General features: G+C 67.0%; 26 protein-coding genes and 1 riboswitch. Of the genes, 8 read left to right on the forward strand and 18 right to left on the reverse strand.

Annotation, left to right across the window (positions count from 1 at the left end; all coding sequences use genetic code 11):
- Window positions 1-9: 9 nt before the first annotated feature.
- Genes ACIQ51_RS00090 through ACIQ51_RS00100 form a run of 3 tightly spaced genes read right to left on the reverse strand, consistent with a single transcriptional unit; the run spans window position 10 to window position 6814 of the window.
- Entirely contained in the window at window positions 10-2694 is a 2685-nt protein-coding gene (locus ACIQ51_RS00090) for a PIG-L family deacetylase (RefSeq protein WP_396202951.1), read from the reverse strand.
- A 5-nt stretch (window positions 2695-2699) separates the two neighbouring features.
- Window positions 2700-5483: a 2-oxoglutarate dehydrogenase E1 component gene (locus ACIQ51_RS00095; RefSeq protein WP_396202952.1), complete on the reverse strand. Its 2784-nt coding sequence runs from the start codon at window positions 5481-5483 to the stop codon at window positions 2700-2702.
- Window positions 5484-5506: 23 nt separating this feature from the next.
- A complete protein-coding gene (locus ACIQ51_RS00100; protein ID WP_396202953.1) occupies window positions 5507-6814 on the reverse strand; it encodes a sensor histidine kinase in 1308 nt (435 codons plus the stop codon).
- 38 nt (window positions 6815-6852) lie between these two features.
- Here ACIQ51_RS00100 and ACIQ51_RS00105 point away from each other — a divergent pair, with 38 nt between their 5' ends.
- Window positions 6853-7023 (forward strand): DUF2256 domain-containing protein, encoded by a 171-nt coding sequence (locus ACIQ51_RS00105; RefSeq protein ID WP_396202954.1) that lies wholly within the window; start codon window positions 6853-6855, stop codon window positions 7021-7023.
- A gap of 1 nt (window position 7024) precedes the next feature.
- On the opposite strand, the gene ACIQ51_RS00110 is transcribed toward ACIQ51_RS00105, so the two are convergent.
- Both ACIQ51_RS00110 and ACIQ51_RS00115 read right to left on the reverse strand, forming a co-directional pair.
- The gene (locus tag ACIQ51_RS00110) at window positions 7025-8569 is read right to left on the reverse strand and encodes a M20/M25/M40 family metallo-hydrolase (RefSeq protein ID WP_396202955.1); all 1545 of its coding nucleotides are present in this window, start codon (window positions 8567-8569) and stop codon (window positions 7025-7027) included.
- 87 nt (window positions 8570-8656) lie between these two features.
- Window positions 8657-10786 (reverse strand): TonB-dependent receptor, encoded by a 2130-nt coding sequence (locus ACIQ51_RS00115; protein ID WP_396202956.1) that lies wholly within the window; start codon window positions 10784-10786, stop codon window positions 8657-8659.
- Window positions 10779-10884, reverse strand: a riboswitch (TPP riboswitch). (Overlaps the previous gene by 8 nt.)
- A gap of 103 nt (window positions 10885-10987) precedes the next feature.
- On the opposite strand from ACIQ51_RS00115, the gene pnuC reads away from it, so the two are divergent.
- Genes pnuC through ACIQ51_RS00130 form a run of 3 tightly spaced genes read left to right on the forward strand, consistent with a single transcriptional unit; the run spans window position 10988 to window position 12624 of the window.
- Window positions 10988-11614, forward strand: a complete 627-nt coding sequence (gene pnuC / locus ACIQ51_RS00120) for a nicotinamide riboside transporter PnuC (RefSeq protein WP_396202957.1) — start codon at window positions 10988-10990, stop codon at window positions 11612-11614.
- Window positions 11611-12150 (forward strand): AAA family ATPase, encoded by a 540-nt coding sequence (locus ACIQ51_RS00125; RefSeq protein ID WP_396202958.1) that lies wholly within the window; start codon window positions 11611-11613, stop codon window positions 12148-12150. Before pnuC ends, ACIQ51_RS00125 begins: the two co-directional genes overlap by 4 nt.
- Before the next feature lie 33 nt (window positions 12151-12183).
- Window positions 12184-12624, forward strand: a complete 441-nt coding sequence (locus ACIQ51_RS00130; protein ID WP_396202959.1) for a DUF6526 family protein — start codon at window positions 12184-12186, stop codon at window positions 12622-12624.
- Between the two features lie 40 nt (window positions 12625-12664).
- On the opposite strand, the gene ACIQ51_RS00135 is transcribed toward ACIQ51_RS00130, so the two are convergent.
- From ACIQ51_RS00135 to msrP, 3 genes are all read right to left on the reverse strand, one after another.
- Window positions 12665-14035, reverse strand: coding sequence for a class I SAM-dependent RNA methyltransferase (locus tag ACIQ51_RS00135; RefSeq protein WP_396202960.1), 1371 nt, complete (start codon window positions 14033-14035; stop codon window positions 12665-12667).
- On the reverse strand, window positions 14032-14631 hold the full coding sequence (locus ACIQ51_RS00140) for a sulfite oxidase heme-binding subunit YedZ (protein WP_396202961.1): 600 nt from the start codon (window positions 14629-14631) through the stop codon (window positions 14032-14034). Before ACIQ51_RS00140 ends, ACIQ51_RS00135 begins: the two co-directional genes overlap by 4 nt.
- Before the next feature lie 76 nt (window positions 14632-14707).
- Window positions 14708-15634: a protein-methionine-sulfoxide reductase catalytic subunit MsrP gene (msrP, locus tag ACIQ51_RS00145; RefSeq protein WP_396202962.1), complete on the reverse strand. Its 927-nt coding sequence runs from the start codon at window positions 15632-15634 to the stop codon at window positions 14708-14710.
- Between the two features lie 96 nt (window positions 15635-15730).
- Here msrP and ACIQ51_RS00150 point away from each other — a divergent pair, with 96 nt between their 5' ends.
- The gene (locus ACIQ51_RS00150) at window positions 15731-16714 is read left to right on the forward strand and encodes an aldo/keto reductase (protein WP_396202963.1); all 984 of its coding nucleotides are present in this window, start codon (window positions 15731-15733) and stop codon (window positions 16712-16714) included.
- A gap of 1 nt (window position 16715) precedes the next feature.
- Here ACIQ51_RS00150 and ACIQ51_RS00155 read toward each other — a convergent pair whose 3' ends face one another.
- Genes ACIQ51_RS00155 through ACIQ51_RS00165 form a run of 3 tightly spaced genes read right to left on the reverse strand, consistent with a single transcriptional unit; the run spans window position 16716 to window position 19599 of the window.
- Complete coding sequence (locus tag ACIQ51_RS00155) at window positions 16716-17849, reverse strand: ABC transporter permease (protein WP_396202964.1); 1134 nt, start codon at window positions 17847-17849, stop codon at window positions 16716-16718.
- Complete coding sequence (locus ACIQ51_RS00160; protein ID WP_396202965.1) at window positions 17846-18610, reverse strand: ABC transporter ATP-binding protein; 765 nt, start codon at window positions 18608-18610, stop codon at window positions 17846-17848. The genes ACIQ51_RS00155 and ACIQ51_RS00160 overlap by 4 nt, the downstream gene beginning before the upstream one ends.
- A 2-nt stretch (window positions 18611-18612) precedes the next feature.
- Complete coding sequence (locus ACIQ51_RS00165) at window positions 18613-19599, reverse strand: HlyD family secretion protein (protein ID WP_396202966.1); 987 nt, start codon at window positions 19597-19599, stop codon at window positions 18613-18615.
- A 96-nt stretch (window positions 19600-19695) separates the two neighbouring features.
- Here ACIQ51_RS00165 and ACIQ51_RS00170 point away from each other — a divergent pair, with 96 nt between their 5' ends.
- Genes ACIQ51_RS00170 through ACIQ51_RS00180 form a run of 3 tightly spaced genes read left to right on the forward strand, consistent with a single transcriptional unit; the run spans window position 19696 to window position 21197 of the window.
- Window positions 19696-20133, forward strand: coding sequence for a SufE family protein (locus tag ACIQ51_RS00170; RefSeq protein ID WP_396202967.1), 438 nt, complete (start codon window positions 19696-19698; stop codon window positions 20131-20133).
- Window positions 20134-20171: 38 nt separating this feature from the next.
- Window positions 20172-20414: a CDGSH iron-sulfur domain-containing protein gene (locus ACIQ51_RS00175; RefSeq protein WP_396202968.1), complete on the forward strand. Its 243-nt coding sequence runs from the start codon at window positions 20172-20174 to the stop codon at window positions 20412-20414.
- 9 nt (window positions 20415-20423) lie between these two features.
- A complete protein-coding gene (locus ACIQ51_RS00180; protein WP_396202969.1) occupies window positions 20424-21197 on the forward strand; it encodes a lysophospholipid acyltransferase family protein in 774 nt (257 codons plus the stop codon).
- 39 nt (window positions 21198-21236) lie between these two features.
- On the opposite strand, the gene ACIQ51_RS00185 is transcribed toward ACIQ51_RS00180, so the two are convergent.
- The 7 genes from ACIQ51_RS00185 to ACIQ51_RS00215 all read right to left on the reverse strand — a co-directional run bounded on the left by ACIQ51_RS00185 (window position 21237) and on the right by ACIQ51_RS00215 (window position 26268).
- Entirely contained in the window at window positions 21237-21737 is a 501-nt protein-coding gene (locus tag ACIQ51_RS00185; RefSeq protein ID WP_396202970.1) for a hypothetical protein, read from the reverse strand.
- Between the two features lie 9 nt (window positions 21738-21746).
- Complete coding sequence (locus ACIQ51_RS00190; protein WP_396202971.1) at window positions 21747-22727, reverse strand: prohibitin family protein; 981 nt, start codon at window positions 22725-22727, stop codon at window positions 21747-21749.
- A complete protein-coding gene (locus ACIQ51_RS00195) occupies window positions 22711-22971 on the reverse strand; it encodes a hypothetical protein (protein ID WP_396202972.1) in 261 nt (86 codons plus the stop codon). The genes ACIQ51_RS00190 and ACIQ51_RS00195 overlap by 17 nt, the downstream gene beginning before the upstream one ends.
- Window positions 22972-23143: 172 nt before the next feature.
- Complete coding sequence (locus tag ACIQ51_RS00200) at window positions 23144-24526, reverse strand: TIGR01777 family oxidoreductase (protein ID WP_396202973.1); 1383 nt, start codon at window positions 24524-24526, stop codon at window positions 23144-23146.
- Window positions 24527-24536: 10 nt separating this feature from the next.
- Window positions 24537-25223, reverse strand: a complete 687-nt coding sequence (locus ACIQ51_RS00205; protein WP_396202974.1) for a DNA-3-methyladenine glycosylase family protein — start codon at window positions 25221-25223, stop codon at window positions 24537-24539.
- An 8-nt stretch (window positions 25224-25231) separates the two neighbouring features.
- Window positions 25232-25840 carry a hypothetical protein gene (locus ACIQ51_RS00210; protein WP_396202975.1) on the reverse strand — a complete coding sequence of 203 codons (609 nt, stop codon included), beginning with the start codon at window positions 25838-25840 and terminating at the stop codon, window positions 25232-25234.
- Window positions 25841-25935: 95 nt separating this feature from the next.
- A complete protein-coding gene (locus tag ACIQ51_RS00215; RefSeq protein ID WP_396202976.1) occupies window positions 25936-26268 on the reverse strand; it encodes a hypothetical protein in 333 nt (110 codons plus the stop codon).
- Window positions 26269-26276: the final 8 nt, after the last annotated feature.

The raw sequence follows: 26276 nt of genomic DNA on the forward strand, positions 1-26276 counted from the left end.
CGCACGCCTCTACATCTTCGGCGCCACCGCCAGCGGCGCTCCGTTCACCAAATTCGCCAGCAGCCGCGCCGCACCGGGCACGCCGGCGGGGAGCTGCCGGAAGAGCGCGAGCGTGACGTACACGTAGCGGCCCTTTCCGACCGGCGCCACCAGCAGGCCACCGTCGTTCGCCGGCTCGTCGGGATCGTTCATGCGCAGCAGCGGCAGGTAGCGCCGGTCGAAGCTGGCCGGCATGTACGTGCTGCGCTCCTGCACCCACCCGGCCCAGTCTGGGGGGCCGATGCGGTTGGGAACTGTGAGCAGCGGATGCGTGGGCGCCAATACCGTTGCCGGCGCCGTTTCCATGGTCACCCGCGCCGCGCGTGGCGCCCACTGCATGGGGTAGGGCAGCACCCCCGCCAGTGCATTCATGTTCTGCGCCCCGTACTGCACCACCAGCGTACCACCACGATTGGCGTACTCCAGCAGACGCGGGTTCTGCCGCACCAGCGCGTCGTGCGTTTCATATGCGCGCGGACCCACCACGATGCTGGTGAAGCGCAAGAGATCGGTGCTGCCCACCATCGTGGGCTCGATCTTCTCCACGGCAATATCGAGCTGCTCGAGCGCCTCGATCCCCTTGTCGCCCATACCGGCGATGTACCCCACCCGCGCCCGCGGTGGCGTTTTCACACTGACCGCCGACAGATACATCCCCGACGCGCCGTACAACCGCATCGGCGCGATGTGGTCGTACGAGATCAGGTACGCCCCGTTGGTGCTCATCGTGCCGTCGTGCAGCGCCAGCGCCGCCAGCTGCAGCTGCCCTTCCTTCACCATCCCGCGTACGCGGAAGGTCACGATCGCGCTCCCTTCCGCGCCCAGCGTGCGCGTGCGCTCGGTGCTGTCGGCCTTGAGGCCGTCGGGCAGCTCCAGCCGCACCGTGACCTTCGCGTCGTGCGGATAGCTCGACGCAATGCGCACCGGAATGAACCGCTCCACCGGCACGCCGGCACGGATGTACTCCATGCTGTTGGCCAGGTTGATCGTGATGCCAGGCACGGCGCTGACCGGGAGCTGCTGATCACCCTTGATCGGATCGGCGTAGCGGTACACCACCGGGGCGGTGATCTGCACACTCTGCCCGGCAATCTCGAGGCGCGCCTGCACGAGCGTAGCCCGCTGGGCCTGCTGCTGTGCCTCGTTGCGTGCATCGATCGACGCCTGGAACCAGTCGTTCCCCTTGCGGCCGTACGCACGCCACCACGGGCTGTCGGAGGCGAACGCCACGGCCCAACGGTCAAGCGTGGCCGCGCTGTCGGGGGCGATGGTCCGCTCGCCCGTTTCCCCCGGCCGCAGCCCCAGCCCAGCCACACTCGCGTTGCGCAACACCACGGGCACCGTGCCGCGATTGAACACCGTAATGCTCACCGGCAGCGAGTCGTTCACCTCCACCTTCACCGGCTCACGCACCGGCAGCGTGGCCCGCGGCGCCGTGGCCTCGACGACGACGCCACTGGCCAGCACCAACGCCTGCTCGGCCCGCGCAATCGTAGTACTCAACGCATCCCACACCGTCGGCGGGGCCTCATTCGGGGATCGCGTGGACAGACTCGAGGGCGCACCGGGGCGACCCGTAATGAGAATCCCCGGGCCGCTGCGATACACGCTGCGCGCCGCGCGGAACTGGCGCAGCGCCTGCGCGATGAGGGGCACCGTGGGCGATGGATCCTGCGCGCGGTACATGGCGCGCGCCTCGTGTACCGTGCGCAGCGCAGAGTCCAGCACCGCCTGCGCGGCAGACGGCAATAGGGCACGCAGCGGCGCCCACGTGGTGTCGATGCCGTCGAACAACGCCCGCTCGTCGCGGGCATTCGCCGGACCGGTACGAGCAGCTTCGCGCGTGAGATACCCCCAGATCACCCCCTTCCGCTGCAGCACACCGAAGCCCTGGCTCTTGTGCTGCGAGCGGCTGTCAGCCGCAATCTCGTAGTAGCTGCGCCCCAGCAGTGGATCGTACTCGCCGGTGTTCACGCGCAGCGTGGCGCTGTCGGGCAGTTGGCGCGCACTGCGGTAGAACTTCTGCGGCGTCCACGGCAGGCCGAAGTCCTTGACCGGATAGCGTACCGTGTCGCCGGCCAGGTCATAGGCCTCGCGCGCCAGCAGCCCGCTCACCTGATGATGTCCGTGCCCGTCACGCGGCGTGCCGCTGAAGAAGCCGATCATCACGTGCGGTCGGAACGCACGCACCACGCGGACCACATCGCCCAGGATCGTATCCTTGGGCCAGTGCTGATACGTCTCTTCGGCGTTCTTGCTGAAGCCGAAGTCGTAGGCGCGCGTGAAGTACTGCGTCCCCCCGTCGATGCGGCGCGCACTCAGCAACTCCTGCGTGCGAATGGCCCCCAGCGCTTCGCCCAGTTCGTTGCCGATGAGATTCTGTCCGCCGTCCCCACGCGTGAGCGACAGATAGGCCGTCTCCACATGCCGGCCGCGCGCGAGCCACGCGATGATCGGCGTGTCTTCGTCGTCGGGGTGGGCAGCAACGGTGAGCACACGGGTCGTGGTACCAATGCCGGCCAGCGCCGAACCGAGGGCGGCCGCGCCGCGTTCGGGGACCGCTTGGGCACCGAGTGGGATGGCCGGAACGACGAGCGCCGCGGCAATGGCCGCGGCGCTGATCGCTCGCGTCGTCGTGAGCGCGAGAGGAGGCATCGATGTCAGTGCGTTGCCGTCAAGGCGGGGCGTCCTTCCGGGACCTCGCCGGTATCCATCACCATGGCTACGATGCGCGCCTGTTCGGTCTGATGCGCATCGGCAAAGCCTTCGGCCGGGCTGGCCCGTTCGGGACGCCCCACGTAGCGCACGCCGACCGCGGCACCGGCACTCGCCCGCAACCGTGGCTGCACGTAGGTCCAGGCGCCCTGGTTCTTGGGCTCTTCCTGCGCCCACACCACCTGCTCCACGGCCGGGTACTTGTCCATGATCCGCTGGATCTCCTCGTGCGGCCACGGATACAGCTCTTCCACGCGCACCAGCGCCACCTGCGGATTGCGGGACGGCGAGAGTGCGAGATCGTAGTACAGCTTGCCCGTGCAGAACACGATGCGGCGCACATCGTCGCGGTGCTGCGATGCGATCGGATCGTCGATCACACTCTGGAAGCCGCCGTTCACGAGGTCGTCGAGCTTCGACGCCGCCTGAGGCAATCGGAGCAGCGACTTGGGCTGCATGCAGATCAGCGGGCGGCGATGCTTGCGCAGCGCCTGACGCCGCAGCAGGTGGAAGTACTGGGCCGGCGTGCTGCAGTACGCCACGGTCATGTTCCCCTCGGCGCACAGCTGCAGGAAACGCTCGAGACGCGCGCTCGAATGCTCCGGCCCCTGCCCTTCGTAGCCGTGCGGCAGCAGCATCACGAGCCCGCTGTCCTGCCCCCACTTGGCGCGGTCGGCCACGATGAACTGGTCGATGATCGGCTGCGCCACGTTCACGAAGTCACCGAACTGCGCTTCCCAGAGCGTGAGCGTGTCGGTGGCGATCACACTGTAGCCGTACTCGAACGCCAGCACCGCGGTCTCGGAGAGCGCCGAGTTGTACACCTCGAAGGCGCCCTTCGCGCCCGGGAGGTTGGCGAGCGGCGCGTACTTGCGACCGGTGTTTACGTCGTTGAGCACCGAGTGACGGTGCGAGAACGTGCCGCGCTCCGCGTCCTGTCCGGTGATGCGCACCGACATGCCGTCGAGGAGCAGCGAGCCGAACGCCAATGCTTCTGCGTGGCCCCACTCGATGCCACCCTGTTCGCCCATCGTCTCACGACGGCGCTCGAGCTGCTTGGCGAGCCGCGGATTGGCGGCGAAGTCGGCGGGCCACTGCAGCAGCGACTCGTTGATGAAGTGCAGCCGCTCCGGTGCCATACCGGTGGTCACACTCTTCGGCGTCACGGTCGTTTCCGCGGGCCATGGCGCGTGCTTCTCGCTGCCGAGCAGCGACTGCTTGAAGCGCGCATGAATGTCGGCGTAGCGCTGCGACACGTCCCGTTCCACCGCGGCCGCCTCATCGGCGCTCAGCACGCCCTCGGCCACGAGGCGGCTGGCCCACACCTGCGGCACCGTGGGGTGCTTGCGGATAGCCGCCGTGCGCGTGGGCTGCGTGTACATCGGCTCGTCGCCTTCGTTGTGGCCGTGACGACGATAGCCCACGAGGTCGATCAGCACGTCCTTCTTGAACGTGGCGCGGTACGCGCACGCGAGACGCATGGCGATGATGCACGCTTCGGCATCGTCAGCGTTCACGTGGAAGATCGGGATCTCGAAGCCCTTCGCGAGGTCCGACGAGTAGTGCGTGGAGCGCGCATCGGTGGGATCGGTGGTGAAGCCCACCTGGTTGTTCACAATGATGTGAATCGTGCCACCGGTGCGGTACGCATTGAGGTGCGAGATGTTGAGCGTCTCGGCCACGATGCCCTCGCCGGGGAACGCGGCATCCCCGTGAATGGCGACCGGCACCACCACGTGCTCGTTGCGCGCCCCCGGCGTGCCAGGCTCGCGCTGCAGCGCGCGCACCACGCCTTCGATGACGGGGTTCACCACTTCGAGGTGCGACGGATTGGGCATGAGGCGTAGCTTCACTTCGCGACCGTCCACGAAGCGCGCGCCATTGTAGCCCATGTGGTACTTCACGTCGCCGGTGGCGTTTTCGTCAGCGGCATCGTGATGCCCCTCAAACTCGGCGAAGAGCGCCTCGAACGGCTTGCCCATCACATTGGTGAGCACGTTCAGGCGGCCACGGTGCGCCATACCGATCACGACTTCGGTCGCGCCCTCACGACCGAGGGCGTCGATCATCGCGTCGAGCATCGGCACGAGCGTGTCGGTGCCTTCCACGGAGAAGCGCTTGTAGCCCTGGTACGCACGACCGAGGAAGCGCTCGAGGCCATCGACCTCATTGAGGCGCTTGAGCACCTGCTTCCGTTCGTCGGCGGTGAGCGGTCGGGTGAGCACCCCATCACGGAACGCCGTACGGAACCAGTTGCGCTCCTCATTCACCTCGAGGTGCCATACTTCGCAGCCCACCCGACCGGAATACACGCTGCGCTTGCGATCGATCACGTCCTTCGCGGTGGCGAAGCGGTCGTCGCCCAATGCCGCACCTGGGATGGCGAGCAGATCAGCGTCGGTGAGGCCGTGAAACTCGGGGCTCAACTCGTCGGCGCCCGGAGGCGGCGTCCCCAGCGGATCAAGTTGCACCGCATAGTGCCCGTACATGCGGATGGCTTGCTGCAGCGAGGCCGCCGCGGCGACCTTCGCGAGCAACGCCGTGTCCATCGTGGACGACGGCGCCGCGTGACTCGCCGGGGCAGACCCCGCCGCGCTGCCGGCAAAGAGAGACTCCGCCATGCGGAAGTACTGGCGCCACGTTTCGTCGACGCTGCCCGGATCGCGACGGTACTTCTCGAACTGCTCGGCGAAGACACCGTCGTTGAATACGCTCGAAATGGCTGACATAAACACGAAATCTAGCGTGGGGATCAGTGATTTTGTGGCAAGACTAGCGTGAAGATGGACCCTTCACCGGGGCGCGAGACAAGCTCGATGCGGCCGCCGAGGATCGTCGCCAGACGGCGCGCGATATAGAGACCCAGACCCGTACCGCGGGCACGACGGGTGACCGAGTCTTCCAGCTGCGAGAAGGGGCGGAACAGCCGCTGCATGTCGGGCGCGGCGATCCCCACACCCGTATCGCGCACGGCGAAACGGACCGTGGCGCCACCGTCGGCGTTTGGTGAGCCCCGCGACACACGCACCGTCACGCCACCCTCCTCGGTGAACTTGATCGCGTTCTGGCAGAGATTGAGCAGGATCTGTCGCACCCGGGCTTCGTCTGTGAGCAACACGGGCAACGCCGGCTCGAGGTCGATCAGGAACGCGATCCCCTTTTCGCGCGCCATTGGCTCGAGGAAGGGGTGCAGGGAGTCGAGCAGTTCGTCGAGACGGACCGGCCCCCGCCGCGCCGTGAGACGGTCGGCCTCCAGCGACGCGAACGTGAGGATGTCTTCGATCAGACTGCCGAGATGACGCCCCACCGTACGAAGCCGCACAATCACCTCGCGCTGCTCGACCGTGAGCGGGCCGAGGATCTCGTCCTCCAGTAGCTCCCCATACCCCTCCAGCGCGGTCAGCGGCGTGCGCAGTTCGTGGGAGAGCGTGGCGAGGAGACTGGTCTTAGCGGCGTCGGCGCTCCGCGCCTCCTCCAGCAGGCGGGCCTTCCACAGGGCGAGCGCCGCGAGATCGGTCATGACCCCGAGGCGTTCCTCGTCCGCCTCGTCGAAGCGCGGGTGGCCGGCATCACGGGTAATGGCCAGCACCCCGAAAAGCTGCTGATTGGCGAGAAGGGGCAGGAGCAGGACAGGGCCGACCCCGAGGGTGGGGAGCAGCTCGGCGAAAAACGGCGAGCTCTGCGACGGGTCGCTGATGGACAGCGTACGGTGCTCCCGCGCCGCGCGCTCGGTGAAGGTGTCAACGAGCGGGAAGGTGAGCCCGAGCATACTCGACACTTTCCCCGAAGCGGCGATAAATACGCCATCATCATCACTTACTCGAGCCACTACAGAGCCACTAGCACCTCCTCGAACCATTGAGAGGCTGCAAAGCGTCTCCAGCACCTTCTGCGAATCCGTCTCCGCCGCCAGCGCCCGGGCCACGGAGCGCAGGGTGCCGAGCTCCTCGGTCTTGCGGTAGTCGGAGTAGAGCAGGTCCTGATTGCTGGCCGGAAAGTCGGCGGGGTCAATGGCGGGGTGCGACCCGGTATTTCGCGGCGGCGGCGGCGGTGCGTGCATCCGGGAACAGTGCACCGGCTCGCGCGCCTTGGGGAGCCATGGCCCCTCAGCGAAAGACCGGCAAGCAGCCCGGCTCGGTCAACGGACACCCCGACAAACTCTGCGCCCGCTGCGGGCGCCCCTTTTCATGGCGCAAGAAGTGGGAGCGCGACTGGGACAGCGTGCGCTACTGCTCCGACAAGTGCCGCATGGGGAAGTCGGCGGGGTAGCTCACATCCGCGACGCCGGCCACTCCTTCCCCAGCCCCGTCATCAGCTCCGTCATGAGGGCGATGCCGTCCCACAGATTGCCCACGCGGAGATTCTCGTTCGGGGCGTGCTGACTGTTGTCGGCATTCACCGTGGGCACCGTGATTACCGTCGCGCCAAGCTGCTCGACGAAGTGAAAGAGCGGCAGTGATCCGCCCAGGATGGGGAGCGTGAACGGCTCGCGACCATAGCTGCGCGTCATGAGCCGCTTCACTGCCTGTACACTCGGTGTTTCGCTGGCCACACGTACCGCCGTGTACCCGCTGTCGTACTGCACCAGCACCAGCCTGGAGCGATCGGTGCTGCGCGCCGACACGGTCGGGTCGCGTGTGATCGTGTACCCCTGCTGCGTGAGATGCTGCTCGAGCAGGGAGCGGATACGCGCCGGCTGCTGATTGGGCACCAGCCGAAAGTCGATGCTCACGCTGGCGCTGGTGGGCACGGCGTTACTCGCGCCGCCACCCACGTTGCCCGCCCGAATGCCACGGATGTTGAGCGCCGGCTGCATGATGCGCTCACCGAGGGCGGCGTTGTCGGCCTCGGTGCGGGCGAGCCCGAGCGACGCGCGCACGCTGTCGTCGGTGGCACTCACCGCGCGCGCGAGGGCCCGATCTGCCGCACTCGGGGCGGGGACGTCGTCGTAGAACCCCGGCAGGCGGATCCGTCCGTCGTTATCGCGGATGCTCGCGATGAAGGTCGCCACACTCACCGCGGGATTGGGGGCCCAGTTGCCGTAGTGGCCGCTGTGCAGTGCGCGATTGGGACCGTAGAAGGTGAGCTCCGCACCCATCACGCCGCGCACACCCAGCACCAGCTGCGGTGCCCCGCTCACATGCACCGGGCCGTCGAAGAAAAGCCACGCGTCGGCGGTGAGCTTCTCCTTGTGCGTGCGGAGAATGTCGCCAAGGTGGTTGGACCCGGCCTCCTCTTCGCCTTCGAGGAAGAACTTGATGTTCACGCTCGCCTGCTTGCGCAGCGCCTTCATGGCGTCGAGCGCCGCGAGCATCGCCACGATCGGTCCCTTGTCATCGCTGGCCGACCGGGCGCGGATGCGCACGTTGGGATCGACGGTGTCACCGCGGGCCGGCAGCGACACCGGCTCGACCGCCACACTGTTGCGGTAGCGGCTGAGCTGCGGCGCGAAGGGCTCCACGTCCCAGCTCCCGCCGGCCACCGGCTGCCCGTCGTAGTGGGCGTAGAACACCACGGTGCGCGTGGCCCCCGGCGCTCTGAGTTCTCCGAACAGCGCGGGACTGCCACCCGTCGGCGCGCGCAGCGGCGTGAGGGCTACCCCGCGCTGCGCGAACGCGTTCGTGAGGAACACCACGTTCTTCGCGATGTCGTCCTGATTGCTCGCCACGTTGGGGATGGCGAGCATCGCGAAGGCCTCATCGAGGATCTCGCGTTCGTGGGCCTTGCGCCACGCGTCGACCTGCGGGCGAAGGGGCTGGGCAGTCGCGAGCGAGAACGGCGCGACGAGGAGGGCGGCAAGGAGAGTTCTACGCATGCTTCACGCTACGTCCGCGCTGCGCGACAGACCAGAGCAAAAAGCTCGTCGGTTTCTCCGTGCCTCCCCACCTCCGTGCCTGCCGGCTCAGAAGTCGTACGCCGCCGTCAGGAACAGCGCGCGCGCGGGCAGAATGAAATAGCGCACGCGACCGCTGCTGCTTACGGCCCCGCTGCCGAACTTGCGCGTGTCGCCGAGGTTCTGCCCACGCAGCGTGAACGTGGTGCGCCCCAGATTCAGGCGCGCCGTCGCGTCCAGCGTGTAGTAGTCGGGGAGCACGCGGTCCGGGCTGCTCGTGTTGTCGAGGAAGGCGCGACTCTGATAGCGCCCCTCGAGGCCGACCATCAGGCGCTGTACGGGGGTGACCTCAATGCGATGTGCCGACAGGAAGCGCGGTGTGAGCAGCGGCTCCACGTTGCGGCGCACCACCGGCGTACCACGCGAGCTGTCGGTGAACTGCTGGATGCGATTCGTGCTCCACGTGGCGTTGCCCGCCAGCACCACACGATCGATACCCCGGTAGGCCCAGTCGACCTCGAGGCCACGGCGGTAGCTGCTTCCCACGTTGCGCCGCAGGATCGCCCCGCTGGCCGTGGGCGCACCGATCCGCGCGATATCGTTGCGGAAGTCCATGCTGTACACGTTGGCCGCCACGTCGAACGTGCGCCGCGTCAGGTTGATCCCCGCCTCGAAGTCCCGCAGCTGCTCCGGCTTCACCCGGGTGAAGTCGCCGAACGCCACCACGTTGTCGGCATTGAGGTCGTCCTCACCGCCGAATAGATCGTTGCGCGCCGGCTCGCGGCTCGTGATGCCGTAGCTGGTATACGCCGACAGCCCGCGCCCCAGCGCGTAGGTCACCCCGGCCTTGGGGTTGAAGAACATCCAGTCGATACCGCGCTCATCGATCCCCGCGTTCTCCGACGGCGCGTAGCGGAACCTAGCCCAGCGCCCCTGCAGATCGGTGAACCAGGTGGCCTTCCCCGCCACGTACGACAGCTTGACGAAACCGCTCGCATCCTGCTTGTGCCCGGTGTTGTCGTACAGCTCCGTCTCCGGCTGGAAATAGCCACGGTGCGCGCGCTGGTACGTGTTGGCGTTCACCCCGGTGTTGATGGTGAGCGCGCCGCGCTCCACGTTGTACACGCTGGTCACACCGTACCAGGTGTGCGCGAGATTGAAGCGGTAGCGGTCCGGCAGCTCGAAATAGTCGTAGTTGCCGCGCGCCGAATTGCGGTACACGGTGGTGTTGAGGGCGCCGCCGTTCGCGAGGGCCCGCGACCAGGCCAGCGAGACCATCTGCTGGCCGAACTTGTCGCGCTCATCCGGGGCGAGCGGATTGAAGCGCCAGTTTTTCGCGAGCTGCTCGCGCGTGCCCCCCACATAGCTCAACGTATCGGCCAGCAGCCCCACGAGGGTTGTGAGCTTCACGATGTTCTTCTCACCGAACCACCCGGCCCCGAGGAAGGCTGAGCGCCCCATCACGCCGCTGTGATCACGGTACCCGTTGGTGCGGAGCGCACTCACGCGACCGTAGGCCGCGAACTTGCTGCCGGTGAGCCCCGTATTGAAGCTGGCGGTGGCGCGCTGTGCACCGAAACTGCCCAGCTGGAACTGCACGTCGCCGCCTGCGTTCTGGCGTGCCACCGGCACCGTCTCGAAATTGATGCTGCCGGCGTACGACGCGGTACCGGCGGTGCTGGTGCCCACACCACGCTGCACCTGCACGCTCTGCACATTGCTCAAGAGGTCCGCAAAGTTCGCGAAATAGAGAACCTGGTCCTCCATGTCGTTGAGCGGCACGCCGTCGATCGTGATGTTGATGCGTGTCTGATCGAGACCGCGCAAACGCAGGTAGCTGTAGCCCCACTGCGTGCCCGTTTCGGTGTGCGCCACGAGGCTCGGGGCCACGTTCATCAGCAGCATCGGCACGTCCTGCCCGAAATGCCGCTGCGTGAGTGCGGCCCGTTCGATGGTCTTCTGCGAAATCGGCGCGGTACTCCCGGCACGAATGGCCTGCACCGTGACGCCTTCAATCTTGCGAGCTGCGCTGTCGGCTCGCGCCGAGTCGGCACGGGTCTGAGCGCGAAGTACCGCGCCTGGGAGCAGGAGTGCCGAGGTGATTGCGGCGGCACAGAACACGGAGGACCGGACAGGGCGCGCGCTGGCACCCTCCGGTCGCGACACGCGTGCACGACGCGTGAAGATGCGACGAGACATCGATGGGACTCCCTACGCCGGTGCGAGCCGGATCAGGTTCTACGGGTGTTCTCTCAGCCAGACGCACACCAGCGGCGCCGGCACCCCGGTCATGTGCGGCAGAAGCTAATCACCGGATCCGCATCCCTGTAGCCCCTTGGCACCCGACGGCCCTCATCGTGCAGATCACCTGAATCCCCTCACCCGGTTAGCTTCACGCCCATGGCCGGTCTCTTGGATCCATTCTGCTCCTGGCTCTCCGCCCACGGTTCGTCGTGCGCGGAGCTGTTCGGCTTCGTCACCGGCGTGGCCAACGTGTGGCTGGTGACGCGCCAGAGCATCTGGAGCTGGCCGCTCGGCGTGCTCAATGCGCTGTTCTACGTGGTCGTGTTCGCCCGCACGGGGCTCTACAGCGATACGGGCCTCCAGGTGGTGTATTTCTCCCTGTCGCTGTACGGCTGGTGGCACTGGAGGCGCGGCGGCCCCGCTCACGCCCCAGTGGTCGTCACCCGCACGCCCCCCCGTCTGGCCTCACGCCTCGCGATCATCACCCTGTGCACGTGGATCGCGCTCGCGGTGATCACCTCGCGCATCCCCGGCGCGGCACTCCCCTGGCTTGATGCCATCCTGGTGGCCACGAGCCTCGTCGCCCAGTGGATGATGACGCGCAAGCTGCTCGAGAACTGGTTGCTCTGGATCGCGGTGGATGTGGTCTATATCGGCCTCTTCGCACATCGCGGGCTGCCGCTTACCGCCATCCTCTACGCGATATTCCTTGGCCTCGCCACCCTCGGCTATGTGGAGTGGCGCCGCGCGACCCTTCCCCCATCGGCCGCGCCAGACGCATGACACGCCTTACCCGCGTGGTCGTCATCGGATCGGAGAGCACGGGAAAGACCATACTGACCGACCGCCTGGCGTCGCACTTCGGCGTGCTCTGGACCCCCGAGTTCGTGCGGGGCTATGCCGAGCAGAAGGGCGCGCCGATCGTCGACAGCGACCAGTGGCCCATCGCCGTGGGGCAGATGGCCGCGCAGGATGAAGCGGAGGTCCGCGCCCGCGCGGCAGGCCATCAGCTGCTGCTCCACGACACGGACCTGGTGAGTACCGTGGTGTACGGCCACCACTATCACGGTCAATGCCTGCCGGCGATAGAAGAAGAGGCCCGCCGTCGGCTGGCCAATCAGTACCTGCTGCTCGACATCGATGTGCCATGGGTCCCCGATCCAGTCCGCGACCGTGGGTATCGCCGGCAGGAGTTGCATGCGCTGTTTGAAGGAACGCTCCGCCTGTTTCGGGCACCGTTCACTGTCATCCGCGGTTCGTGGGATGATCGCTTTTCCCTCGCCAGAACCGTGATCGAGTCAGCACTCGGCATGGTCTGACCCCTCGTCGCCACCCACGCCCAGCACATCACCATGGCCCGCACGCCGCAGACATTCGCGAATCACGCGCAGTACACCCCGCTGTTTCACTACTTCACCAGTCCACTCGCGCTGATCTTCCTTGTCTGGAGCATCACGCGCTTCTTCAAGGATCCGTCGTACGACACCGGCTACCTCCTCGTGGGGGCACTCACGATGTTCGGGGTGGTATCGGTTTCGCGGCTGTCACCCCTGCGCGCGCAGGACCGTGTCATCCGCCTCGAGGAGCAGCTGCGCTATCAGCGTGTGCTGCCCGCCGCGCTGGCGGAGAAGGCGATGACCACGTTCTCGCCGCGTCACTACATCGCCCTGCGCTTTGCCAGTGACGCCGAGCTGGCCGGCCTCGTGGAGATGGTCATCGCCAACCCCGCGATGAAGGGGAAGGCCATCAAGCAGCAGGTGAAGACTTGGCGGGCGGATTACTTCCGCCTGTGAGTCACCGAGTGGGCGACCGGTTCGTCTCGTCCGCTGCGCATCAGCGGGCACGCGGGGCCACGGTCGCCAGCAGTTCCACCGGCAGCCCACCATTGGCCGTGCGGAGGGCGGTCTCCAGCTGGAGTCGCAACTGGCCGGCCAATGCACGATCGGGTGGCACCAGCATCGCCAGTCGCCAGCCGCGCCCACCGGCACGTAGCACGTCGCCCAGTCTTGCGTAGAGCCCCCGCAGGTCGGCGCCACCGCTGACCCGCTGACCGTACGGGGGGTTAGTCAGCAGGACACCCCGATCACCAACCAGGGCGAGATCCGTGTCGGACAGGGCGCCCTGCTCGAACATGAGATCGTCGAGCACACCGGCACGGGCCGCATTGGCCCGCGCCGCCTCGATGGCTCCGGCGTCACGGTCACGCAGCACGATGGGCACACCCGCGCGCGGCTTCACACGCGCTCGCGCGGCATCGCGCACGGCGGCATAGGCCGCAACCGGCGCATCCGGCCACTGCTCCAGGGCATAACTGCGTGATAACCCCGGCGCGATGTCGCGGGCGCGCAGGGCCGCTTCAATGCCGATGGTTCCCGATCCACAGAACGGATCCACCAATGGCACATCGCCGTGCCAGGGCAGTGCGGCCAACATGCCCGCCGCGAGCGTCTCGCGCAGCGGCGCCTTGGCCACTGCCAATCGCCAGCCGCGTCGATGAAGCAGCGGACCCGAACTATCAGCGCTGATCGTGCAGCGGTCGTGTTCGAAGCGCACCACGATGAGCTGCGTCGGCACCTCGTGCTCATCGTCGTCCTCATCGTCGCGCGCGCGTTCCACCACCCGCACACCCGTGACGGCACCCACGATGCCTCGCCCCACACGCTCGGCGACCGCATCGGAGTGGTACAGCCGCGACTTCTTGCAGGTCACGCGCAAACGCACCGATGCGCCCGGCGGTACCACACGCCCCCACGCTACCCGGGCCGCCGCTTTCTCCAACGTCGCAAAATCCCGCGCCTCGAAGCTGGCGAGGCGTACGAGCACGCGACTGGCCAAGCGCGTCCAGCAATTGAGCGTGAAGAGCTCGCGTAATGTGAGATCAAGCGCTACGCCAGCTGGCGTGACCTCACGCGGCGTGAGCCCCAGTGCCACGCACTCGGCAGCGATCAAGGGTGCGAACCCCGGGGCGGCGACCGCGAAGACATCGAGCGCGGGTGGCGGCGTCCGCGGCGTCCGCGGCGTCCCGGCCTTCCCTGCAATCGCGTGCGCCAGCACTGGTTTCTTCCCGCCCTTGTCGATGGAGCCCACGCACGCCTTGTCGCTCTTGAGGAGATCGATCGGATAGCACTGCAGACAGCTCAGGGAAGAATAACGGCTGCCGAGATCAACGGTGGACAGCGAGGGCAGTACCCCACAGCCGCTCACCTCGTGGAGGATCCCGTCTCGGCCGAGGGCACGCGCACACTCGCCCGCGGCGTGGGGCGCCACACCACGCGGACGGCCAGCAGCAGCGCCGCGATCCCCCCGTAGATCACCGGCTCGGTGATGTCCTTTTTCACGGCCCACACGAAGTGCAGGCAGGCCGCGATCACCGACACGTAGACCAGGGAATGCAGCCGGTTCCAGCGAGCGCCGCCGAGCGTGCGGATGCTCGCCTTGGTGGACGTGAGCGCCAGGGGGAGCATGAGCAAAAACGCTCCCATGCCGAGCGTGATATAGAGATGCTCGAGGATGTCCTTCGTGATCTCCTGCCAGTCGAAGAACCAGTCGAGCACCGTGTACACGCTCAGATGACCGATCGCCCAGAAGAAGGCGGCCAGCCCCAGAAAACGCCGCTGGGCCACCAGCCATCCCCAGCCGGTAAACCGCATGAGGGGGGTGACGGCGAGCGAGGCGAGGAGAAAGCGCAGGGCCCATTCACCCGTCAGTCGCTCCAGCTTGTCGATCGGATCGGCACCGAGTTGATCGAGCAGAAGCTGTGCAACGAGCACGGGGGCCGGCAGGACCACCAGCAACCACATCGCCGGCCGGATGAATCGACGGATGGCGCGCTCTATGCCCGGCTGTTGCTCGTTCAGAACTGCCTCACCTGGTGAATTAATAGTTGCGACGCAGATCCATGCCGCTGTACAGCGACGCGACCTGATCGGCATAGCCGTTGAACGGTAGCGTGCTGCGGCGGATGAACTCACCGATACGACGTTCCTTTGCCTGACTCCAGCGCGGGTGATCCACAGCCGGATTCACGTTGGCATAGAAGCCGTATTCGCTCGGATTGGCGTCGTTCCAGGTGGTGTTGGGCATACGATCCGTGAAGCGGAGCTTCACGATGCTCTTGATGCCCTTGAAGCCGTACTTCCACGGCACCACCAGCCGCAGGGGGGCCCCATTCTGGTTGGGCAGCTGCGACTTGCCGTACATGCCGGTGGCCAGGAGCGCGAGCGGGTGCATGGCTTCGTCCATGCGCAGCCCTTCCTTGTAGGGCCACGGCAGGACGGGGCTGCGCTGTCCGGGCATGCGTCGCGGATCGAAGAGCGTGGTGAACTCCACGAACTTCGCGCTCGGCAGCGGCTCCACACGGTTGATCACGTCGCGCAACTGTACGCCACGCCACGGGATGACCATCGACCAGGCTTCCACGCAGCGCATGCGATACACGCGGTCCTGCAGCGCAAGCTTCCCCACCAGCTCCTCGTACGAATAGGCGCGCGGCTTCTTCACCAGCCCCTCGACCTGGACCGTCCAGGGCATCGGCTTGAAGTCCTTCGCGAGCTCCTTCGGCTCCTCCTTGTCGGTGCCGAACTCGTAGAAGTTGTTGTAGCTCGTCGCGTCGTCTTCGGGGGTGATCTTGTCGTCCTGCGTCCCCCCCGTTCCCGTGCCGGCCATGGCCTGCAGCGCCGCCGGCGTGAGCACGGTCCCGAGCGCGAGGGCGCCGGCCGTGCCCATGAACTGGCGGCGGTTCTGGTAGGTCTGTTCCGGAGTGATCTCGGACGACGGGATATCGTCGGGGCGACGGATGAGCATGAGGCGTGACCTGGTTCGGTTTGCGGACAGGGACCACATATTTTAGCGCTGAGAGCAACCCGTAGTTCCCAGAACCACCCCCAAACCACGAATTCCATGCGTTTTACGTCGCTCGGCAGCACGGGGATGTCCGTTTCGCGCCTCTGCCTGGGGTGCATGAGCTACGGCACCTCCGCGTGGCGGCCTTGGGTGCTCGACGAGGACGCAGCCCGTCCCTTCTTCCGGCGGGCCATCGAGGCGGGCATCAACTTCTTCGATACCGCCGACATGTACTCGCTGGGGGTGAGCGAGGAGGTGACCGGGCGAGCTCTCCGGGAGTTCGGGCGCCTCGAGGAGCTCGTGATCGCCACCAAGGTGTATTGGCCCATGGGTGAAGGGCCCAACCTGCGCGGGCTCTCCCGCAAGCACGTGGTGCAGGCGTGCGAAGCCAGTCTGCGGCGGCTGGGGGTGGAGACGATCGACCTGTATCAGATCCATCGGTTCGATGCCAATACGCCGATCGAGGAGACCCTCGCTGCCCTCGATCACCTCGTGCAGAGCGGCAAGGTACGCTACATCGGCGCCAGCTCGGGCTATGCCTGGCAGTTCGCACAGGCGCTGAGCGCCAGCGAACGACAGGGCTGGGCGCGCTTCGTGACCATGCAGAATCACTACAACCTCCTCTACCGTGAGGAGGAACGGGAAATGAATCCCCTGTGCGAGAAGGAGGGGATCGGGCTCATGCCGTGGTCGCCGCTCGCCCGCGGACTGCTCGCCGGCTCGCGCAGCGGTGTGGCCGACCGCAGTGCCTCCACCCGCGCCGCGACCGATGCCTATGGGCATACCCTCTACGACGATCAGAGCAACTGGAGTATCGTTGACGCCGTACGCGACATCGCCACAGCACGCCGTGTGCCCATGGCGCAGGTGGCGCTGGCGTGGCTGCTCACCAAACCGGCCGTCGCCGCGCCCATTGTGGGCGCGACCACGCTGTCGCAGCTCGAGGACGCCCTTGGCGCGGTGGAGCTCGCGCTCACCGCCGAGGAGATCGGCCGACTGGAAGCACCATATCGCCCGCAGCCGGTGCGCGGGATTCTCTGAATCAGTCCAGTGTTTTCGAAAAACGTCTCACGCTGACCACGAACAACACACTCGCCAGCACCACGAGTGCGCCGAGCTGCTGCCAGAGGTCGCGGACACCCACCCCCTTGAGCAGCACGCCGCGCAGAATATCGAGGAAGTACGTGAGCGGCAGCAGTAAACCGAGCCACTGGGCTGGCTCCGGCATCGCGGCGCGCGGAAAGATATAGCCACTCAGCAGGATGTTGGGGAGCATGAAGAAAAACCCGAGTTGCATCGCCTGCGCCTGACTGCGCGCCACGGTGGAGATGAGCAGTCCTACACCCAGCGAGGCCACGATGAACACGAGCGCCAGTCCGTAAAGCAGCAGCAGGCTGCCGCGCACGGGGATACCGAAGAACGTCACGCCAAGCAGCAGGATCACCGACATCTGCACGTATCCCACCAGCACGAACGGCAGCAGCTTGCCCAGCATCAGGCTCACCTTGCCGATGGGGGTGACGATGAGCTGCTCCAGCGTGCCCCGCTCCCGTTCGCGCACGATCGCGGTACTGGTGATGAGCGTCATGGTGATCGTGAGCAGGATTCCGACGATGCCCGGCACGATGAACACGGCGCTTTTCTGCGCCGGGTTGTACCACGGTCGCACACGGATCTCCACCGGCGCGCGCAACTGGTAGCGCTGCGCGAGCAGTTGCGCCCCGCGTGCCTGCGCCGCCAGCTGAGCGCCCGCGATGGCGGCACCACTCGACTGCGGATCGGCGGCATCGATGAGCAGCTGGGCCACGCCCGTGTGCCCGCCGCGGATGTTGCGCTGATAGTCCGGTGGAATGACCAGCGCCACGCGTGCGGCGCCGCGCTCGATCCAGCGCGTCGCCGCAGCACGGTCGGCGACACGCGCACGTATGGTGAAGTTGTCGGTGTTCTGCAGCACCTGGACGAGCGCGCGGCTTTCGCTGGTGCGCGACTCGTCCACCACGACCGTCGGCAGCTTGCGCACGTCGGTCTGGATGGCATATCCGAAGAGCACCAGCTGAATGGCTGGCAGCCCGGTCATCAGGGCAAAAGTGAGGCGATCACGCCCCAGCTGGAGAAATTCCTTCCACAGCATCGGCCATACCGTCCAGCGACGCACCGCGTTGATCGCGCCGCTCATGATCGGCCCGCGGCGACAGGCATCGCCGCTTCGTCGCGCTGCTGGAGCATTACGAACACATCCTCTACCGTGCGCGCCCCGAATTGCTGCACGACCTCCGCCGGCGTGCCGATGCCGATCAGATGCCCGCGCGAGAGAAACGCGAGACGCTGACAGCGTTCGGCTTCGTCCATGTAGTGCGTTGTCACCAGCACGGTGGTCCCCTGCTGCGCCAGCTCGTAGATCGTTTCCCAGAACGTCCGACGCGCCGCGGGATCCACACCGGCCGTGGGCTCGTCGAGGAACACGAGATCGGGGCGATGCGCCGTTGCACAGGCGAGAGCGAGCCGTTGCTTCCAGCCGCCGCTCAACGTCCCGGCCCGCTGATCGAGCCGCTCCACCAGCCGCAGGGCGTCGGTATGCTCGGCCAGCCGCTCGTCACGGTCCCGCCCCACCAGCCCGTACACCGACGCATAGAATCGGAGATTCTCCCGCACGGTCAGCTCGTCGTACAACCCGTACCGCTGCGACATGTATCCGATGCGGCGGCGTACCTGCTCCGACTGCGTGGTGATGTCGTAGCCCGCCACCTCGGCGGTGCCGCTCGTCGGCAGGACGAGCCCACACAGCATGCGGATGGTCGTGGTCTTCCCCGAGCCGTTGGGACCGAGAAGCCCGAACACCTCCCCGCGCGCAATCTCGAGATCGAGCGCCTGGACCGCGACGAGGTCGCCGAAGCGCTTGTGCAGCGCACGCGTGCGCACGACGGGGGCCGCGGTCATCGTCAGCGCGCCGTTGCCAACGGTGGCGATGGCGCTGCCGGCAGGGTGACCGTGATGGGCACGCCGGCCCGCAGCCGGCCGCGGTCATCGGCGAATTCCACGCGCACACCGAACAGCAGGTCCTCGCGCTCCTGCTCGGTCAGCGCCACACGCGGCGTGAACTCGGCCTTCGAGGCGATAGCCGTGACGCGCCCGCGGAACGTGGTGGTGTCGCCGTCCAGATGCGCCACGAGGGTATCGCCGGGCCGAATGCGGGGCAGCAGGTGGTGCGACAGGTAGATCCGCGCCCACGGACGGGATGGTTGCCCCACGGTGACCGCACTCTGACCGGCCGCGAGGACCTCGCCCGGCTCCACGTTGCGGCTCGACACCACCCCGTTCACCGGCGACACCAGCACCAGGTCGTTCGCGGTAGCCCTCCACCCCTCGGCTGCAGCCTCGGCACCGCGCGCCTCCGCCTGGGCGGCCGCACGCCGTTCGGAGCGAGCACCGTCCCGGACCAGCCGTAGCGCCTCGGCCGCACCAGCACGGCGACCGGCCGCGGCACGCGCCGCCGACCGCGCAGCGTCCAGTGTGGCTCGGCTCACGTCGCCTCGGGCGGCCAGCGGCTCGAACCGGGCGAGGTCGGCGGCTGCGCGCTCGGCGTCGGCGGTGGCAGCGGACAGCTCCGCCTCTGCGCGGGCGATCTCGGCCGGGCGCGAACCGCGAGAGAGCTCACGGGCCGCCTCCGCGGCCGCAGCGGCGCGGGCTTCCGCTTGGGCCATGCTCGCCGTCAGCGTGGGCGTCCCGAGAAGGGCGAGCGTGTCGCCGACGCGGACGGCGTCCCCCTCCTGCACCAGCACGCGCACCGCGCGCGCCGCCTGCAGCGGCCCCACGTCAACCTCAACCATTTCCAAGGTGCCCACCGCCGTCGACACCTCGTCCGAGGTGCGGCAGGCCGCGAGGAGCGTCAGCACCCCCACTGCGGCGCATGGGAAACGTTTCGTCATCCGGTCAATGAAGCATGCGGGACCGGATGACGGCAAATGGGCCTTCCCCTACAACGGGGGCCTGCCGCTCGCCATGACCTGCTAGCTTTCGAGGCCATGCCTGAATCCACCGACGGCCTGCCACCCGCTCTTGCCCGCACCCTGCGGCAGTTTCGCATGCTCGGGCGGGAAGACAAGATGCAGGCGCTGCTGTCCTGGTCGAAGAAACTCGAACCACTCCCCGAGCGGTTCGCCGCCCTCGATCGCGCCGAATTCACGGTGCCCGAGTGCCAGACGCGCGTCGACATCTTTCCCGAGGTCCGCGCCGACGGCACGATGCACTTCTATGCCGATGTGAATGCGAGGCAGTCGCCCACCGTGGCCGCCGTCCTCGCCATCACGTTTGCCGGCGTGAACGATCAGCCCCCAGCCACGGCCCTCGCACTCCCCGCCGATTTCGTGCGCCTCCTCATGCAGGACATCGGCCTAGGAGCCCGGGAGAGTGGCCTCAACGCCATGATCGCCCGGCTCAAGCGGTACGCCGCAGCAGCATGAATGCCGCTGCACTCCTTCACCCCTCACCAACCCGACCCATGTCCATCACCATCACGGTCCGCAAGAATGGCTCACTCGGCATCAGCGCCGAAGACGCCGCCCAGATCGTCCTCGTCGATGCCGACGGCAACGTGATCCCGCCGCGTGCCGAAGGACGCCCCATGTCGCTCTGTCGCTGCGGCCACTCCGCCGTCAAGCCCTTCTGCGACGGCGCACACAAGGCGCACGGGTTCATCGATCCCGCTGATCCGATGGACAATCCCGCGCTGCCGCAGGGCTGAGGACACGCGATGCTGGGTACGGTGCTGAACTGGTGGGCGTGGGTGGAGACGGTGCTCACAGTAATCCTCGGGACGCCCGTGGTGGCCATCGTCTTTCTCTTCACGGCGCCATTCGACAAGGGGCGCTACGCGGCGGGACGCATGTTCCGCATCGTGGGCGTCACGGCCATGCGCCTCAACGGACTTTGGCGGTTCCGTGTGCGTGGCCACCTCACCGACCCGCGTCGCCCGTACGTCGTGGTCGCCAATCACGAGTCGTATGCCGACGTGTTCCTCATCAGCTGCTTTCCGTGGGAGATGAAGTGGCTGAGCAAGGACACCATGTTCAAGATCCCTTGCATGGGCTGGATGATGCAGATGGCCGGCGACATTCGACTCGTGCGGGGCGACCGTGACAGCACGCTCAACGCCATCGCGCAGTGTCGCGATCGGCTCGCCAAGAAGGTGAGCGTGATGATCTTTCCCGAGGGCACCCGCTCCAAGACCCAGGAGATGCTGCCCTTCAAGGACGGGGCCTTCCGTTTGGCCATCGAGTGCCAGGCCCCGATCCTGCCCATCGCCGTGGCGGGCACACGCAACGCCATGGCGAAGGGCACCTTCCGGTTCCTCCGCGCCAACGCCGTGGCCCAGGTGCTCGAGCCGATCGACACCACCGGCATGACGCTCGACGACGTCGCGCAACTCAAAGCCACGGCGCGCGAGCGCATCGAACAGGGGCGCCGCGCACTGGCAGCGGAACTCGGCATCACCATGCCGCCGCGGGCGTCGGCGGCACCGGCGTAGCCTCCACCTCCTCCGTGACGCTGCGTGCGGTCCCCGACCTTAGCGCGCAGGCGGTAGCAGACGTGCGTGCCAGCTATCGCGCGCGGGTTTCTCGAAGGCCGTGCGCCACGCGATGGCGGTGGTGATCGCCGTGTCGAATACCGGCGTGTCACTCGATACGGCGCCGTCGGCCGCGAGCGCACGAAAGACCGGACGCGTGACGGATTGCACCGTGCCCGAGGCGTCCCGCCAGTAGACGGCGCCGTTCCCCACGAGCGTCGTGCCGATCACGCCCTCGTGCGCGCGCAGCGCGCTGAACATCGCATCGATCGAACACCCGGAAGCATCGGTTGCGGCCTCGTTCACCCCGATGGCAAGAAATCGGTCGTCGCGCCAGTCGCGCGCGCAGACAAGCGGGACGCCGTGCGCCCTCCAACCATCGAGCTCCCGGTCCACCCGCTCCAACAACGACTGCGCGGCGGCCCCCATGACGGGAGTCGCCGCGCTGAAGACCCACAGGCGCGCCGCATCGGGCAGCGCCTCGAAGTTCACGCGAGGCATACGCGAAACTTACGGATTCTTGCCGGCTCCCGGCAGTTGCATCATCGGCATGGCGCCGCCGGTCACCTGTGGCATCTGTCCATTCCACCGCTTCGCCATCTCGTACTGCACGAGCGTGTTGGTGACACTACGCGACAGCAGGTCGTTGGCCTTCGCCTGCGCCTCGGCCTCGGTGAGGATCGCCTTGGCCCGCCCCGCCGCCTTGATGCTGTCACCCTGCGCCTGGAAGGTGTTCTTCTGCAACTCGTTCTGCGCCGTGAGCGCCTGCTGCTGCATCACGTTCTTGAGGCTGATGGCATCCATCACCGCCTTGGGGGCACGGAATTCATTGAGCGTGAACTGCTTCACATCAATGCCGTAGGGGTCCAGTCGCTGCTGCAACTGGGCCTGCGTGCGCGTGACCACCTCGGCCTTCTTCGGGCCGAGGATGGCGGCAATTTCCTCATTGCCCACGACTTCCTGCAGCGACTGACGAATCGCCTGCTTGATGAAACCGTGCGCGATCGTCTGCACATCGGTCCGGAACGTCTGGTAGAGCGCCGGCACCCGTGTCCCGTCGAGCTCAAAGGACATCGACACATCCAGCGAGAGCGGCTGGCCTTCCACCGAGTTCACATTGATCTCGTCGTTGCGCGGCGATCCCTCGGTGCTGTCACGCGTGAGTACCAACGTTTGCATGAACGTTGGGTACTCCTGAATCGCCGTGAAGAGCGGATTGCGGAAATGGAAACCCGGGCCAAGCGGCTTAGGGTCCACCCCGCCGCCTGCGCGGTTGATCACGATGCCCACATGCCCCGGCTCGATGTAGGTGACCGTGGGACGCAGCAGCAGGATGGCGGCCAGCAGGGCGACCGCAACGATGCCAAGGCGCTTGAACGCACCACCGGCACCACTACCGCCACCGCCATCGCTGCCTCGCAGCGAATTGCGCATGGAACTGCCGATCGAACTCCGGAGACCTTCGAACGTTTCGTCAATCGAGGTGGCCATGGACAGCTTCCTGGTAGCAATGAGGACAGAGCGGTTCACCGGCGGACAGTCGCACGAGATCCTGCTCGCGCTGCAGCCCGTGGATGGGACACGTGAGTTCCGCCTGCTTGTCGATGCGCTTGCGATTGGCCGACTGGCGAAGTCGACGGCCAAGCGGGGTGATACCCAGCGCCGTAACGAAAAGGGCCCCCACCACCGCCAGCAGGGCGACGAAGAGGACACTTTCGAGGATGATCACGTTCATGTGTACGGAACCTACGATTCAGCGCAGGAAAAGTGTCAATGTGCCACGTGCACCCCGGGACGCGCCCGCGTTCCGGCGCTCAGACCGGGGCGAGGTTCTGAGCGTATCCTCGTACAGGACAAGCAGATAAGCGTGACTTCCCGGGGCCGGAGACCGGGCCAGTCGGGGCGACCTATCGCTGCGGCTCGCCGAGTTCGAAGCGCAGCATCTGCTCGAGCGTGGGCAACCGCCACTCGAAGCCGGCACGCTGCAGCACCGTGGGCACCACCCGCTGACTTGCCAGCACCGTCGACTCCGCCATTTCGCTCCCCAGCGCGAGCTTGAGGGCGAAGGCCGGCGCCGCGGCGAACGCCGGACGCGAGAGGACCCGACTGAGTACCCGGGTGAAGTCCGCGTTCGTCACCGGTTCCGGTGCCACGAGATTAACGGGCCCACGGATATCGTCGCGCATGAGGCAGAAGTGCATCGCCCCGATGTGATCATCCAGTGCAATCGGGCTCGTCCACTGGTCACCCGAGCCGAGGGTGCCACCGAGCCCGAGCTTGAACAGCGGCACCTGCTTGGCCAAAGCACCGCCGGCAGCACCTTGCACGATCCCGGTGCGCAGGTGCACCACACGAATGCCAGCGCGCTCGGCGGGCGCGGTGGCGCCTTCCCACGACCGCCCCACATCCGCGAGATAGTCCGTGCCGAACGGGCTCTGCTCGTCGAGCACCTCATCGCCGCGGGAGCCGTACACACCGATCGCCGATCCGCTGAGTAGCACCGCCGGCTTCTTCGTGAGCTGCGCCAGTGTGTGCGACAGCAGCGACGTGCCCTCCACACGGCTGTCGCGTATGGCCCGGCGGTGTTCGGGGGTCCAGCGTTCGGCGATGGAGGCGCCGGCGAGATGCACCACCGCATCAATCCCCTCGAGCGCGCGCGGATCGAGCTGTCTACGATGCGGATCCCACGACACATCGACCACACCAGGGCGCACGGCACCGCGCCCGATGCGTACGATGTCGTGCCCGCCGGTGCTGAGGAATGCGGCCAGCTGCGATCCGATGAAGCCACTCGCGCCGGTGATCGCCACGCGCAGCCGCGGGCGATCCGCGAAGGTGGTATGTCGCTCGAGATCACCAACCGTCACGGCATGCCGATAGGCGAACACGCGGGCGAGGGTGCTGCGCGCGAAGCCACCACCGACGGCATTGCCCAAGCGCCCGAGCGGCAGTTCGTACACGATGTGGTCATCCAGCACACTGGCGGATGACCCATCGGCTTCGAAGCCGTGCGTATGGATCCATGAGGTGAACGGCCCCTCGAGCAGCACATCGCGGAACTGGCGGTTCTCGATGTAATCGCGATGCTCGAGCGTCCACGTGGTGGGCACGGGACCGGCGTGCACCCGCAACACTACCCGCGCGCCATCACGGATGCCGCCGACCTGTGAGACCACCTCAGGACGGTCCCACGGCGGAGACAGCCGCAGAAAGGCGCCCGCCCGCTCATGCCAGGCAAATAGGGTCTCCACCGGCACCGGTACTCGAACACGCTGACGAAACTCGGGCATTGCTTCCTCGTTACCAGCCGGCGGCATCCTCGAGATCGAGGACGCGCCAGCAATACCAACTGGCAACGCTTGCCCACGGACGCCAGTTCCGCGCGATCTTCGTGAGGCGCGTCGCGTCGGGCAGGGCGCGCGTTCGGTAGATGCGCTGTGCGCCCTTTCGCACCCCGAGATCCAGAACGGGGAGCACGTCGGGACGCCCCAGCCGGAACATCAGGAACATCTGGGCCGTCCACGGCCCGATGCCGCGCACCTGTACAAGGGCGTCGACGATCTCCTGATCGCTCATCCGGTCGAACGCCTGCAGCGGGAGGCGCTCGTCGATGACATGCTCGGCGAGATCGCGGACCGCCCGCACTTTGGCGGTCGACAGGCCGCACGCACGCAGCGCCTCCTCCGAGGCGTTCAGGACCGCGCGCGGGTCGGGGGACGACGCCGAGGCGGAGTGCGCACCCTTGGCCGTTGGGGTCTCCACGACCAGCGCGGTGAACCGCCCGTGGATGGTGGCCGCAGCGGTGCCCGAGAGCTGCTGATAGATGATGTTGCGCGCGAGATGTCCGAAGTGGGTGCCCTCACGGCGCGGCAACATCGTGCAGGGACCGACCTGTTCGATGACGGCACCCATGCGGGGATCGCTCGCCGCCAGCGCGGCCTGCGCCTCGTCGAGACGCGTGCGGGAGAGCGTGACGGCGCGATCCATGCGCTCCACTACATCGTGGAGGAGAACATGATGTGCGCCTTGGGCGTGCCGGGAAGCATCAGCCACGGCTTCGTATCCGACGGCGTGGTGCTGAGCCCCGTGGACGCCGCCGTGGCAAAGGGCACGTACACCACAAAGAGCGCCCGCCCGTTCTTCACGCTGTTGGTGGCCGCATCGTAACTGCCCTTGGGAGCGAAGATCTGATAGAGCGCGGCCGGCTGCGTGGGCATCTTGAGCTTGCCGGACTTCACCTCGGCGAAGCGGGCCGTATCCACCTGTGCTCCCTTCACGCCCTCCGCGCGCAGCGAACGACCGCGGGCCATGAACGGCTCCATCGTATCGGCGTAACACGACACATGGAACTGCTCCTCGGCGGGATCATCGGCCAGACAGAGCATCCCGTTCTTCACGGGCTTCAGTAGTTCAAGCCGGCCAGCCGTGCGATAGCCCATCACCCCGGCCCCTTCCCGCATCTCCTTCGGCAGGGCCAGAACGGCCGACGCGGTCTGTTCCGCAACCGACGGGACAGTCTGCCCCTCCAGGCCTGTCGCCATGGCGACGAGACCCACCAGCGCCAGCAATGGAGCCTTGGCATATCTGACCATCTGAATCCCCATGAAGTAGTTGCCAGATCCCGGCTGCCGTGCCGGCCCTGAGGCTTCTCGCCCGTGCGCCCGAGAACCATCCCGGGCGACGGTGCATGATGGGTATTCTACGGTCGATCTACCCTCGCCCACAAATGCGGTGGTGAAGCCAGGCCCGTGAGATGCAGGGCGCCCATGATGCGAGAGAGCTCGTCGCGCAGGGCGCCACGGGTGTCGGCGGCGCGGTCACGATCGGGGGTCTCCGCCGCGTCGATCGTATCGAGGTCGTCGATCATCCGCGTGGCGCGATCGCACGCATCCAGGATGCTCAGCGCGGCGTGATCCGTGGCCGAGGGGTCCGCGGCATTACGCATGTCGGTCAGACCGGTGATGCCCTGATCGACCAGGCGTAGCGCCGCCTCTGATTCGTACAGCACTTCACGTACTCTGGGATTGGGCATGGTCCAGG

Origin of the sequence: Gemmatimonas sp., assembly GCF_044344655.1 — a bacterium.
In the GTDB taxonomy this organism is placed as follows: Bacteria; Gemmatimonadota; Gemmatimonadetes; order Gemmatimonadales; family Gemmatimonadaceae; genus Gemmatimonas.